General features: G+C 64.1%; 7 protein-coding genes. 1 reads left to right on the top strand and 6 read right to left on the bottom strand.

The annotated features are described in order from the left end of the window. Positions 1-4 precede the first annotated feature (4 nt). From NE547_RS11900 to NE547_RS11890, 3 genes are all read right to left on the bottom strand, one after another. Positions 5-1,384, bottom strand: coding sequence for a TraB/GumN family protein (locus NE547_RS11900; RefSeq protein ID WP_186907694.1), 1,380 nt, complete (start codon positions 1,382-1,384; stop codon positions 5-7). 18 nt (positions 1,385-1,402) lie between these two features. Further along, positions 1,403-1,969: a GNAT family N-acetyltransferase gene (locus tag NE547_RS11895; RefSeq protein WP_256176030.1), complete on the bottom strand. Its 567-nt coding sequence runs from the start codon at positions 1,967-1,969 to the stop codon at positions 1,403-1,405. A gap of 213 nt (positions 1,970-2,182) precedes the next feature. Beyond that, entirely contained in the window at positions 2,183-3,382 is a 1,200-nt protein-coding gene (locus NE547_RS11890) for an ATP-binding protein (RefSeq protein ID WP_186907696.1), read from the bottom strand. Between the two features lie 137 nt (positions 3,383-3,519). Here NE547_RS11890 and NE547_RS11885 point away from each other — a divergent pair, with 137 nt between their 5' ends. Further along, a complete protein-coding gene (locus NE547_RS11885) occupies positions 3,520-4,164 on the top strand; it encodes a class II aldolase/adducin family protein (RefSeq protein WP_186907697.1) in 645 nt (214 codons plus the stop codon). Between the two features lie 54 nt (positions 4,165-4,218). Here NE547_RS11885 and NE547_RS11880 read toward each other — a convergent pair whose 3' ends face one another. The 3 genes from NE547_RS11880 to NE547_RS11870 all read right to left on the bottom strand — a co-directional run bounded on the left by NE547_RS11880 (position 4,219) and on the right by NE547_RS11870 (position 13,628). Beyond that, positions 4,219-5,865, bottom strand: coding sequence for a transglutaminase domain-containing protein (locus NE547_RS11880; protein ID WP_256176029.1), 1,647 nt, complete (start codon positions 5,863-5,865; stop codon positions 4,219-4,221). 35 nt (positions 5,866-5,900) lie between these two features. Further along, complete coding sequence (locus tag NE547_RS11875) at positions 5,901-8,714, bottom strand: S-layer homology domain-containing protein (protein WP_256176028.1); 2,814 nt, start codon at positions 8,712-8,714, stop codon at positions 5,901-5,903. Positions 8,715-8,795: 81 nt separating this feature from the next. After that, positions 8,796-13,628, bottom strand: a complete 4,833-nt coding sequence (locus NE547_RS11870) for an S-layer homology domain-containing protein (RefSeq protein ID WP_256176027.1) — start codon at positions 13,626-13,628, stop codon at positions 8,796-8,798. Positions 13,629-14,009: the final 381 nt, after the last annotated feature.

The following is a 14,009-nucleotide window of genomic DNA, read 5'->3' as shown; positions in this document are numbered from 1 at the left end:
CTCCTTACGGCACCAGTTCCACGGTATAGCCCAGCGCCCGCAGACCGGAGACAATCCCGCCGGGGTCCGTCATATGGCCCGCGCCCACGGCCAGGAAGAAGGTGTTCTCCCCCTCGGTCTCCAGATAGGCCGCGGCGGCCTGGATCATACCGGGGTCCCGGTCCGTAAACAGGCGGGCGTTGAGTTCGTCGTCGCTGTTGACGATCGCCGCCTTGTCGTAGGTCTTGGAAAAGGCCTCCACGTCCCGCGCCTTCCAGGCCGCAAACATGGCGCTGAGCATCTGCTCGTTTTCGGCGGCCGCCTGGGCGGTGCTCTCATCCGTCTGTGCGCCCTCCAGCCCCGCCTCATAAATGCTCAGGGCGGCGTCCAGATACTCTTCCTGGTATTCGGCGCTCAGCGTATCAAAGAGGTTGCCCTGAAGCGCATAGGTCTCCACGCCCTCCACCGGCAGGCCGGCCCAGGTGGCCGCGCTGTTCAGGTACAGGTCGATGGCCATGGCGTTGCCGCTGGTGGTGGCGTCCGTAGAAGCCAGCGCGGTAAAGGTGGAGGCCAGGGCCCAGGGCTTGTAGGTATCGATCTGCTCCTGCGTCATATCCAGCGCCTTCAGGGCGGCGCTCACCCGCTCATAAAGCGCGGGGCTGATGTGATCCTTCAGGGCGCTCCCGTCGGCATAGGTCTGCATGGCGACGAACTCGGCCATCCCGTCCGTATCGTTGAAATCCAGCTCAAAGGCCACCTTCTGGGCGGAATAGAGCGCCTGACGCAGGGACTTGTGCAGGGGATAGACATTGTCCCGGTCCAGATGGATGGTGCCCAGCAGGTAAAGGGTGTTGCTCCCGTTGACGGCCTTCCACAGAAGGCCCTTGGAGCCGGCGTCGTTGGCGTCGTACACAGCCAGGATCAGGCGCTGTGCCATGACCATGGCCTCCTGATAGGTACAGGCACGCTCCAGCGCCAGATCCCCGGACTGGTCGCCCTGAACCACGCCCAGGCCGGACAGGAAGGCGGCCGTGCCGCCATCCAACCCATCCATCGCATAGGCCGCGCACTCCTGATAGAGGGCGTTCATCACGCCGCCCCGGGTGGTATCCAGCACCAGAGCCGCCGCCTCGGCGTTCGGATTCACCGGCAGGGCCAGCGCCGCAAGCTTCGCGGCCACGATGCCGGTCATGTGCTCCAACTGTTCCAGGGTCAGCGGAGACTGGATGTATGTAGTAAAATTGTCGTCCATCAGGCCCATGGCATAGCTGTCCGCAATGGCGCTGTACGCCCAGGGATCGGGCAGCTGCTGGGGCGCCTGCTCCGTCCCGGCGGCCAGCGCGGGGGTGAGCAGCAGGGCCGCCGCCAGGATCCCGGCCAGAATGCCTCTGATCTTATGCTTCATGCGATCATTCTCCTTTTCTTATTTCCGTCTTACGGTCACATTCTTGAGTGTACCATTTCCAGCGAAAAAGTCAATGGCAGTTATCTTCCGCTCCAACCCAAATTCATGCAGCACAAAGTCAGGAGCAATGGGCTCATCATAAATCCCTTCCGCCCTCTGAAAGCCGTTTTTCCGGTAGAGCGCAATGGCGGGGGCGTTGCAGTCCGCTACAAACAGCCTCAGGTATTCAGCGCCCCGCCCGCCGGCCAGTGCGGCCGCCTGATCCAGCAGGGCGCTGCCAATGCCGCCCCTTGCGTAATCGGCGTGAACGCCCAAACGCTCCAGATAGCACGCCCTGGCATCGGGTTTTTCCCACTTGACCCGTCCCGCCCCTGCATGGGAGCTGCACAGGGCAAATGCGGCAACGACCGCGTCCTCTTCCAGCAGAAGGTAAAGCCGATTTTGCTCGATATCCTCCTCAAAAAACGCGCATGGGTAGATCTCATCCCAAATCGTCAGATCCCGTTGCGTCATATCCCGGATGATCCCTTGATAGACCGCTTTCAGCTGCGGCAAGTCCCCCAGTTCAGCCGGCCTCAACTGCATTATGATCCCTCCCAAACCCGGGCGCCTGCCCTCCGCTTCGTTCCCGATCCGGCCGAAACGTCCATCCCGCGGGGGCCCGTTCTTATTTTACCTGCTCGGCGGGAATAAATCCCGCCTGCGCCAAGAGTTTGCCTTCGGCAAAATGCTTGTGCGCCGCTGCGCGGCGGCTCACTCCCGCTCGCCTGGGAACTGCGCCCGTTCTTCGCGCGCCCCCTACAGGCTCAGGCTGGCAATGAACTGCTTTGCCGTCCGCGGCGTCCGGCCGGGATGGCGCATTTCCCAGCGCAGGGCGGCTGCATGGAGCGCCTCGCCGCCGGAGGCGATCCCCGCCTGCTCCGCCATGCGGTCCACAAGGGCCAGAAATTCGATCTTATTCAGCGCCAAATAGGGGATCCGCAGTCCGAAGCGGTCGGACAGGGAAGTCTTCTCCTGAATGGTCTCACTGGCGTCCACCTCATCCCCCGCCCGGTCCGAGAAGGTCTGGCGCACCAGGTGGCGCCGGTTGGACGTGGCATAGACCGCCACGTTGGACGGCCTGCGCTCCAGCCCGCCCTCCAGGATGGTTTTGAGCACCGAGTAGGTCCGGTCATCCTGATCAAAGGCCAGATCGTCGATAAACAGGATAAACTTCCGCCGCCGCCCCGCCAGGGTACGGATCAGTTCCGGCATCCCGCCCAGCTCTTCCTTCTGCACCTCAATGAGCCGAAGATCCTCAAAGCCGGGCAGGGAAAGCAGGCTCTTCACCGTGGCCGACTTGCCGGTTCCGCTGTCGCCATAGAGCAGCACGTTGTTGACCAGGTTTCCCTCCAGCATGGCCCTGGTGTTTGCCACCACCTGATCCCGCTGCAGCTCATAACCGATCATCTCGCCGGGACCGGGGCAGTCGGGCTGCTCCACCGGCCGCAGAGCCCCATCCTCCCATAGAAAGGCGTGGTAGCGGGCGAAAACGCCCGCCCCGTTGGCCTGATAAAACGCCGTAAGCCCCTGAAAGGTAAAGGGGCATCCTCCGCGCCACCGGGGCAGATTGGCCAGCACACGGGAAAATTCCCGGGGCGCCTGCGTTCCGATCTCCCGCAGCACCGCGTCGCAGTCCAGCTCGGAAAGCAGCGTGAAGGTCTCCACATCCCGCCGGGCCGCCTCCTCCAGGGCCGGATCCTCTCCGCCCCGCTCCACCAGCCTGGCATAGGGCGATTCCTGGTACCGCAGCTGGTCGTGCAGCCACATGCCCAGCCCGCTGCAGTCCGCCTGCCGCAGCTCATAGAACAGCCGGGCATAGCGTTCCACCGCCCCTGTTCCATCCCCGGATGCAAGCCGGTCCAGCAGTTCCAGGGTCAGGCCCATCAGGGGCGCGTCCACAATATGCCGGTAAGCGGCCACGCCCCGCAGAGCACAGCGCAGTTCGTCGATGGTCATCGTCGTTTCCTCCCGCTCGTTGCACGTTTCGTTTTATTGTATCCGCATCATTTTCTGCTGTCAACGGTAAGGTTGACTTATTTCTCCATTTCCCGTATGCTTATTCTATCTCAGACGAACGGAAAGGAAGTTTTACAATGCTGCTGCAGGAACAACGGGAGCTGGTGGTGGAGTACGGCAGGCGCCTGGTCTCCTCCGGCCTGACAGAGGGCACCTTCGGCAACCTGAGCGTGTTTGACCGGACGCAGAACCTGATGGCCATCAGTCCCTCCGGCATGGATTATTTCCGCACAAACCCGGAAGACGTGGTGGTCCTCACCCCCGAGGGCACGCTTGTGGACGGCTGTCGCAAACCTTCCAGCGAGTACGACCTGCACCGCCTTTTTTACCTGGGCCGCCCCGATGTGGACGCTGTGGTACACACCCACTCCACCTTTGCCACCGTTCTCTCCTGCCTGCGCTGGAGCATCGAGCCCATCCACTATCTGGTGGCCTATTCCGGCCGGGATGTGCCCTGCATCCCTTATTACCCCTTCGGCTCCCTGGAACTGGCGCAGGCCGCTTACGCCGCCATGGGGACGGAGCATAACGCCTGTCTGCTGGGCAGCCACGGGCTGCTTGCCGTGGGGGGCAGTCTCGCCTTCGCGTTCGACACGGCCCAACAGATCGAATTTTTGGCCAAGGTCTACTACCATGCCCGCATGGCGGGCGGAGGCGTGAAGTTGACGGACGCGGAGCTGGACGCCGTGCTCGGCAAGTTTCAGAATTACCGCAAGGCATAAGATCCACCAAGCGGGAGCGCCCGCGGCCTATGGCCGCGGGCGCTCCCGCTGCGTTTACCGGATTGCCGTTTCGTCCTGCACCCACGCCTCACAGGCTGGGCTCCAGCTGGCTTCATCCAGGATCACCAGCTTCCGTTGATCCCAATCCGGAAGCCCGGCCGTCTCCAGCGCAATGATCTCCAGCCCGCTCTCCTCATGCCGCAGCGCAGACCGCCGCAGGCCGACCAGCCTTCCTTCCTTATAGAAAATCTCCCACAGATCCTGTGCCGCGGCGGGCGCGGCCTCCCCCCAGGCGACGCCCACCCGGTATCCCTCCGGCATCGCCTGGAGCCCTGCGATCTCCACCGTTTCCGTGCTGACCTGATCCCATGCCGCCGGGTAATCCCGCTGGCGGAACGCGCCCAGGACCGCCGTGGGCCGGGTACGGGAGATTGCCTCCACTTCCCCGGTCTCCGCCGCATAGCGCAGGCCCACCCCATCCCTGTCCGCTGGGTAGGCCCCGTCTTCTGAGGCTGTTTCTGTAAACGGGATACGTCCGACCTCCGCCCGGCTCCCATCGTCCAGGCTGCACCGCCAGAGGATCCGCTCCGCGCCCGCCGCCGTCGTATCGTACAGAAAGCCGTTCAGCCAGAGCGCGCCAAATCTGCTGTCATAGCCGTTGGCCAGCTGCCCGACTATGCTGATTCCTATCTGCGATAAATCATCTGTCCGATACAGTGCGTATTCGTACGGATTCGATCCAAACTTGACGTAATAATACGCTCCGCTCCACCGGTACAGGGGATACCAACTCCCATTGAAGGCCCACCCGTCCTCATATTTCGTACTCGTGCGCGCCTGCAGCTCCTCATTCCAGATATGGCTCGCGCCTGTGTCCAGCCCGTTCAGGCGGGCATCCGAGATCAGGAAATACTGATGGCTGACGATCCCCGGGGTATCCGGCGCCGGATCATCCCAGGTCACGTCCACATGGTACCAGTCGCCTCCCAGCTGCATCAGGTTCCACATATGATTCGCGCTGGTCAGCATTGCGCTTGGAATTCCTGCTTCTTCCAGCAGCAGCCGGTACGCCAGCGCGTATCCCTGACAGACCGCGTCCCCCTCGACCAGCGCGCCATAGGCGCTGTACACGGTATCCGGGGCCTCCTCCGGCTTTCCTGCGGCCACCGCCCAGTTGTATCCGCAGTGTACGGCCAGATAGTCATGCAGCGCCAACGCTTTCTCCACATCGTCCATCCCCGCGTCCACCTGCGCCAGCGCCTGCGTCACCGCTGCGTCGAACTGTGCCTGCGCGTCGGCGGGCAGCGTTGTGTCGTACGTCGGCGCTACCGTTTCAATGGTCCCGTCCGCGGAGCAGCGATAGCCCCAGCGTGTCTTCACATAAAAAAGCTCCGGATGGTCGTTTACGACCCTGGTATAAACCGTCTTCAGCATCTCCGCTCCGCCGCTGCCGCAGTTCACACCGAGCTTGGAGATATCAATGGACGTCTCCCTATTCTGCATTCCCGCATACAGCAGGGTATAGAGCGCCTCCTCCCCGGCATCCATCAGCGCCAGCCCGCCCGGCCGGGTATAGTCGCCCGTCAGGCTTCCGGCCTGGAAGAGCTCGGCCTGTGCAAACGTCTGCGCTTCCGCGGCCTGTGCCGTTCCGGCCAGCAGCAGGGCCGCCAAGCAGGCGCCCAGCAGTAATTTTACTTTCATCGGGTCCTCTCGCTTTCCTGTTTGATATCCCGCCGTCAATAGGGTCCGGTAAGCTCCGGCGGCATGGTGAACTCCAGCACCGGGCTCTGCCGGAGGACGATGCTTCCGTTCTCCTCCACTGCCTGATAATGATAGAGGGTGGCGGGCTGACTGAAAAACTCTGCCGCTGTGTCGTCCTCCCAGATCTCCAGGCCGATGGTCCGGTCGCTGTCGTCCTGTATGCAGGTCGTACGCCGCCCCGCCACCTCCAGGCCGTATACGCCCGGCTCAAAGTCCCCCGTCAGGAACAGGACGTAACAGCCAAAGGTGGTGTTTCGCCGGAAAGAGCGGTCCTCAATGGCGGCGATCGCTCCGCCCGCCGTCACCCGCACCGGCTCGGACCAGCCGGAGGCCTGTTCTCTGTAATATTCCTCCCAGGCGCAGCCCAGCAGCGCATCTCCCGGCTCCAGGAAGAAGACCGGCGTTTCGATATAGAGGGAGCTGCGCTCCCAATAAAAGCTCTTTCGCAGCGGGAAGCGCGTCCCATCCCGCAAAAGCGCCAGGTCCCCCCGGACCGTGCGGGTACTGAAACGAGGCTCCGGCAGGACCTGCCGCAGCACCCCGTCCGTCACGCGCCAGCCAGGCGCCGCCGCCCGCTCGGCCTCCTCCGCCCAGGGCCGCAGCTCCACGGTTTCGATCCAGGTTTCCTGCGCCGTCTCGCCCAGCAGCGCTCCCGGCTTTACCAGAATGCGCAGGCCGACCGGCTCTGTGACCGCGCTCTGCGCCTGTCCGGTCACGACCAGTTCGATCCCCCGCCGGAATTGGGTTGGGTCGTCCCGGTCCAGATAGCAGGCCACTTCGTAATCCAGTCCTTCCGGCAGACCGCAGACCGTTACGTCTTCTCTGGTTACCGCCGGATTCGGATCCATTCCGGAAATGGCGATCTTCACACTGTCCAACGGGGCGGGGACGGCTGCGTCCATCGGGATCACGTTGGCGGTATCGGACACGAAGGCATAATAGTCCGGCACGGTCACCAGCGCCGTTCCGGATGTGTCCACCGTCACCAGAATGGGCTCTGCCGTGCCCAGATCCCGGCACCATACTTCTCCCTGCGTATTCTGCGCCCGCGGCACAAAATACCACTGCGTACCCGGCTGCAGGCTCAGTTGCGCCAGCGCCAGCTGCCCGTCCGGCGTCTCATACCGCGCCGCGCAGCTTCCCACCCCCGGCTGTGCCCAGCGCTCCCACCAGAGGGACAGCGTTCCGCCGTCCTCCACCGCGCAGGCGAAGGACAGCGCCGTATTGTCTCCGCTGACGGCCCGGATCTCCGGCCTCTGAGGCATTCCCTGCTGGGTATGCAGGTCCAGCCTTACGGTATGGCAAACGGCTGCGCCCTCCGTACCGGTGACTTCCCCGCTGCCGCTGTCCAGCAGCAGCGGATAGGGCACATTGCTCTCAGGCGCACACACCGTCACTGCAAAGGACGCGGCCGGGACCTCCGCCACCTGATAGCGGCCGTTGCCCAGGGCTTCGGCCTCACGGACCAAGCCCGTCCCGGCAAACGTCACGTTGACCGGCAGCCGCTCTTCCACCGCGCTTCCATCCTGGAGCAGCGTCAGCTCCAGCGTTTTGTCCGTCAGGAGGTAGACATGGAACCGGCTGCTCTCGCTGCTGCCCCATCCGTCGCCGGTGGATGCGTACCCGGTGGATACCAGGAAAAATTCCGCATCCTTTCGCTCCGGCGTCATGGTGAACGTGCAGATATACTGCGTTGCGCCCTCGACCGGCTCCGTGCGCCAGCCGTCCAGCGCTGCGTCGTAGTAGCGGCAGTACCATTGATAGGAGGCCGTGCCGCTCACCCCCTGGTGTCCCACGTGGATGCTTACCGTTTCGCCGTTTTGGGCCAGCACCCAGGCGTTTTCCCCCGCCGCCTCCCAACTGGGGAATTGTGTGGGTCCGGCTTGGAACGTGGCCGCGCGCGCCGTCAGAGCGGTCCCGATCTCTTGTGCCAGCGCCTGGATGTCCGCTCGGGTGAGCAGCTCTGTGGGCCGGAACCTCCACGCGGCCCCGTCCTGCTCCCCCGCCAGGATGCCTGCGCCCGCTGCGGCCTGGATGGCCTCCCGGCTCCAACGGGTGGGGGACACGTCGGAGAATTGGACCGCACCGGCCGGCCTGCCGGGCCGGTAGGTCTGACGCTGGCCGTCGAACAGCCGCTGATAGAGCCGCCAAAAGATCACGGCCGCCTGTTCCCGGGTAACCGCTCCCTCCGGCTCGAACGTTTCCGCCCCGGTCCCCTCCATCAGCTGGTGGGCGCTTGCCCAGGTCACCGCCTGCCGTTCCTCCTCGCCCAGACTGCCGCAGTCGGTATACGGGCATTCGCCCACTTCCGCATCGGGCATTCGGCCGGCGAGCACCTCATGTTCCAGAACGGTCTGATAGAGCGCCGCCGCCAGCGCGCCGCGGCCCCCCTCGCCCAGGTCCACCGGCTGTGCAGCGGCGATTGGCTTTCCGGCGTCATCCAGCGCCAGCAGCTGCAGCCGCTCCAGGCACATGCTTCGGGGCACCCGGAACTGCAGGGGCGCACCGTCTGCGGCGTCCGCCGCCTGCAAAAACGTCATCCGCCCGTCGGCGTATCCGGCCAGAAAGGCCCGGCCCGCGCCGCCGTCCAGAGCAGCCGTTACCTGATACTGCTGCTCCTCCGCCGCGACCCTGGGCATGCTCCACTCCGCCGCGGAGGCCCCCAGGCACAACAGCGTCAACCCGCCCAGCACGGCCAGGACCTGTTTCAATCCCGGAACGGCGCCCGGCCCCCGGAAGTGCCGGCACTTTTCCGGCAAGCTGCCGCTTTCTCCGAACCTGCTTGACATATCTGCGGCCTCCTTCGCCCGTTTTGTCGGAAGGGAGGCTTATGCCCGTGCATAAGCCTCCCTTCCGGTGTGTTGTATCTGTTACGCCTCTTCGATGATCTGGAGCAGCAGGGCCAGCATCTTGCAGGCCTGTTCGCGGGTAGCGCTCTCCTGGGGAGCAAAGCGTCCGGCGCCCACGCCGTCGAGGATCCCGGCCCGCGTCAGGGCGTCAATGGCCTCGATGGCCCAGCCGGAGAAGCCGCTGGCGTCGCTGAAGCGGACCGCGTCCCGGGTCTTGGGCAGCGTCACGCCGGCGGACGACGCATAGCGGTAGATCATCGCCGCCATCTGCTCACGGGTGATCGTGTCGTCCGGCGCAAAGGTGGCCGCGGAGGTACCGGTGGTCACGCCGTGCTCCACGGCCCACGCCACGTAAGGCGCGTACCAGCTGCCCGGCGCAACGTCGGTGAAGCGGGTGGAATCCGTCTGCGCCTCCCCCGCGCCGGCCACACCGGCCAGGATCTTCACAAACTCAGCGCGGGTGATCGAGCGCTGGGGGGCGAACAGGCCGCCGCCCACGCCGCCGACGATCTCCCGCCCGGCCAGGAAGTAGATGTACTCCGCGGCCCAGCCGTTCTCGTCCACGTCGGAGAAGGTGACGCGCGGCGTGCTCCCGCCGGTTTCTTCAAAGACGGCCTGAATGGTATGCGCTGCCTTTACGTTCTCGAAGGTATACTTGCTTACCGCACCCACGCTCTTGCCGTCCACCAGCACGTCGGCGATCGCGCAGCCGTCGTCCGGGGTGATGCGGAACGTCTGGTCGGCGCCCCGCTTGACTTTGGTCGTCTCCGGGGCGATCTCGCCGCCCACGCTCTGTTTGACCGTGATGGTGTAGGTGGTGACCGTGCTGCCGCCGCTCCAGCTGCCGCCGCCGGAATCCGAGGTCGGGGTAGCGGAGGCGGAACCGGCGTCGCCGGTCCCAAGCCCATTGACGGCCCGGACGGTGAAGGTGTAGCGCTGGCCGTTGGTCAGCCCGGAAGCGGTATAGCCGGTCGTGCTGCCGCTCAGGGTGACCATGGCGCCGTCGGGCAGGGTGAGCAGGTAATTGGTGATCGGGGCGCCCGCGTCGTCGCAGGTCCACTTCAGGGTCACAAGGCCGCTGCCCGCGGCGGCAGTCACCACGGGGGCGTCGGGCCGGTCGGCCGGTATACGGATGGGATCGCTCCATAATTCGCCGGTGTAACTGCCCTTGCCCACCAGCTTGGCCCGCAGGGCATGGCCCCGGTCGGCCTTGGTCACCACATACTTGTCCGTGGGGGTGGCGGGGGGCAGCTCCTGCCCGTCCCGGGCCCAGACCAGATCATAGTCTTTCGGATCATGATGCTGCGGCCCGTCCGTGTGCCCGGGCTGCGCCACCAGCGTGCTTCCCACGGCAGGAGCCGCCGAGGGCACGGGCTCTTGCCGAACATCCAGCCGGTAGCCGGAACTCCCGATGTCTATTTTGCCCACCGTGACGGCGGCGCTGGTCAGCACGCCCGTGTAGTTGCCGCCGGCGGTGACCGCGACGGTGATCCTGGCCCCGGCGTCCGCGCCGGTCAGGGTATAGGACGCTTGATCCGCCCCCTCGATGGCCGCGCCGTCGCGATACCACTGGTAGGCCGGAGCATCGCCCACCTCGGCCTCAAAAACAGCTGCAGACACCGTGTTCCCGACCGTACAGGTACCAGAGATCGACACAATGCCGCGGGCCGGGGCGGGGGTGATGGCGAACGAATAAGGCTGGGTGCTGCCGGTGTAGTTGCCCTTGCCCTCCACGGTAATGGTGCCGCCATCTTTGGTTTGCGTATTGGCGCCGTAGCGCAGCGTGTAGTCCGTGTCCTTCACCAGCGTTTTCCCGCCGTCCTTCACGTGGACTCCAGGCTGGATGGCGGCGCCGGTGTAGGTGTAGCTGCTGGAATAGCCGTCTACGCTCACCCCGGCAATGCTCTTGGGCGCGATGGTAAAGGTTTTGGAAAGGCTGCCGGAGTAGTTGCCGTTTTCAGCGGCGGTGATGGTCACGGTGGGCGCGCTCGCCCCGTCGCTCTTGGCGGCGTTCACGTTGTTGGTCACCGCGGCGGTGTAGTCGCTCTCCTGGAGCAGCGCGCCGTCCGCCACCGTGTAGCTGGGCGTAATGGACGAGCCGGTGTAGACGTACGTTCCGGTAATGGTCAGCATACCCTCCGTCAGCGCCTTTTTGCCGATGGCAAATGCGGCGGGCGCGGAAATGCCCGCGTGGGTATCACTGACCAGCGTGGCAGTGACGGTATAGGTCCCCGCGTTGACGGGCTTCTCCGCGCTGGGGCCGTAGTCGGTGCTTCCGGAGCCCTCATAGCAATAGGTATAGGTACCGCTTGCATCCGTACCGTGCGCGCCGGCGGTCTGGCTGGCGCTGGGATCGCCCAGGGCTGCGCCATAGGTAATATCGCCGGGCGCGGTCGCAGTCACGGTGACCTGGAACTTGTTGGTGATGGTCAGCGCCGTCTTCATCGCGCTGGTGTCGATGGTCGCCCATGCGGGGAACGTCACGGTTGGGGCCACATCCACCGTCTTGTCCGCCGTGCTGACGTCGTAGCCCTTCAGCGTCTCCAGCGCGGGCGTCCAGCCGGTGATGGGATAGGGACCGTCGGCGACGCCGTGGTCATAGTCCACGGTCACCGTTTCGCCCACGCCCAGCAGCGCGCTGACGCTCGCGGCCCCGGTTACCTCGCTCTTCGCCTTGGTCAGGGCCGGGACCGTCCAGACAACGCTGCCGGTCACGGGTGTGACGGCAACGTCAAGCGTTACCGTACCCCCGCTGTAGGAGAAATTGGCGGGATCCGCGGGGGTCAGCGTGCCCTCATAGCGATACGTGCCGCCCTTGGGGTCATACGTGCCGCTCTTCAGCGCCCAGGACACGTCCAACGTGGTCCAGGATGCGCCTTTGCAATACGTAGCCGCCAGGATGGGGTTCTTCGCCTTCACCGCCGCAAGCAGGGCGTCCGCGTCCATCTCCGCGCTGGCAAGGATCTCGCCCAGCGCAAGGGGCTCCCCCGTCCGCGTCAGCACGGCCTTGGTGATGGTCAGGGCGCCTTTGTTCACCGTAACGGCGTAGTTGTCCGACGCTGCGGTACCGGTGATCTCCACAGGCGTACCGGCGGCAGAGGCGGCGGTAGCTTCACAGTGGCCGGTGACCCCCAGCACGTCCGCTGTATCGGTTCCGACCAGTTCCCCGCTGTTGATGGTAAAGGTCAGTTCAGGATTGTCCGCCCCGTATTCCCGGCTCTGATCGTCCATTTTTACGGTAATGGGGCGCTTGCCGATGGTGATCGAAAAATCCCTGGTGACCGATACGCCCACATAGTCTCCCGTGGTCTCGGTGGAAGTAAACTGAACCGTCACGGTCACCGTGCCGCTCCCATAGGCCTGGATGGCGTCCGGATTCACCACGGAAAAGTTGCCGTGGATCGTAACGCCCGCCGCGTCGGCGGTACCAGAGGCGGGAAGGGTCACGGCAGCGGAATTCTGCTCGCCGTAAGTGATTGGCTTTGTTACAATGCCCCTCCAATCAACGCTGAGATCGGTAATTGTGACGGTAACCGCAGCGCTCTTGCCGTCGATCACTGCGGAAAGTTTGGCGGTAGCCCCCTTCGCAGCGTCTGCGGGCACAGTCAGCGTTCCATCGGAAAAGGTGATCTTGTTATCCGTATTCCCGGTGAATTCCGCTGTGCTCCAAACAGGCGTGCCGCTCATTTCCACGCCGTATTGGTCGTACAGCCTGGCGGCGTATGCATACGTCTTCACTGCGCCGCCGGCGACCGGCTTGACCACCGTGTCCGTCGCGCCCAGCTCCGTGCCGCCGCGGAACAACTTGGCCTTGGTGGCCGCCGGTGTGTCCCGCTTGATGGTGATCGCAGCCTTACCCTGCGCGTCGCCGCAGACAGCGGTAATGGTGAAGCGCTTCCCGGTCGTGTCGGTCACGGCGGCCTTCGCCGCGCTCGTGACCGTGACAACGCCGCCCGCAATGGAAACGCCCTCGACCGCTTGATTGTCTTCATCGGTGATCGTCCAGTTCACCGCGCCGGTAAAGCTCTCGCCGTACTGATCCTTCACCGCGGCGGTGAACGCCGCGGTAGTGCTGGCCGCGCCGCCGTCCGCGGGGACCAGCACGTCCACCTGACCGCCGGAAATGTTCAGCTCAGCGGCCTCGGCCGCGGCGCGGGAGACCGTCAGGTCGGCGGTCCTGCTCACGCTCCCCTGCTGCGCCGTGACCGTATACGTGCCCGCCTTGGCCGCCGCCTTGACGGTGACGGTATTGCCGCTCATGGTCACATTGGCGGTATCCTCGCCGGAAACAGACCAGGTGACCTCGCTGATTTCAGCGCCAACCTGGTCATAGGCCTTGGCGGCGACCGTCTGTTCGGCGCTCGTACCGCCGGTCACCGTGACTTCATTCCGGGACAGCTGTACAGAAGTCAGCACCGCCTCCGGCCGGGTGACGGTGATTGTGACCGGATTGCTCGTGACCGCGCCGCTGGAGGCCGTAAGCTTGATTCTCGTACTCAGCGCGTCCTTGCTCACGGTGATGGTGCCGTCGTTGTTGTACGTAATCCCCTTGGGGGCCGTCGCAGGATCATAGGTCCAGCTCAGCGCAGGGGCGGTCATGGCGCCGCCCTCGGTATCCAGCGCAGTCACACTGGGCGCGGCGCTGGTCTGATCGACCGCAGAGACGGTAATGTCCGCTACAGTCCCAAGTTCCAGAGCACCAAGCTTTTGAACGTCACTTCCATCATAGGTAAGGCTTGCCGTCAGGTTGCCGCTTCCATCTGCGGCCCCGTAGTACATATAATCGCCAGCACTCTTTGTGCCCAGGAAGATGGCACGCTGCTCACCGCTGTCTGTAAAAAGCTTGTTGAGCAATGAATCCTTTGCTCCACTGGTTTCCAGCCGGAACGTACCTTTTGCGGGCGATTGTCCCGCTTTGATCGAATAATAGAACTCTGCAATCACTGCCCCCTGTGCAATTGATGTTCCATTACTATCATCTGTGCTTTTCATCGTAAGCGCAAAGGCCACCCGATTCTCTCCCACAGCCCACTTAGCCGCTGTTCTGCTAAAGTATGGAGTGTTAGGACTAACAAATGCGCAGCTTTGTGCAAACGTGTCAACAACGGATGTATTTCCATCTGAAATACCTTCTGCTGCTATATACGTTCCCGTTGAGGATTGATAACTCATCGGCTGGACGACATTCTGATCAAAGGAAATCGCTATAGCCGCTGTTGTAACCGCCACAGACGA

The sequence above is a fragment of the Flavonifractor sp. DFI.6.63 genome, from assembly GCF_024462255.1.
GTDB lineage: Bacteria > Bacillota > Clostridia > Oscillospirales > Oscillospiraceae > Lawsonibacter_A > Lawsonibacter_A hominis.
This window is presented reverse-complemented; position numbering and strand designations above follow the sequence as displayed.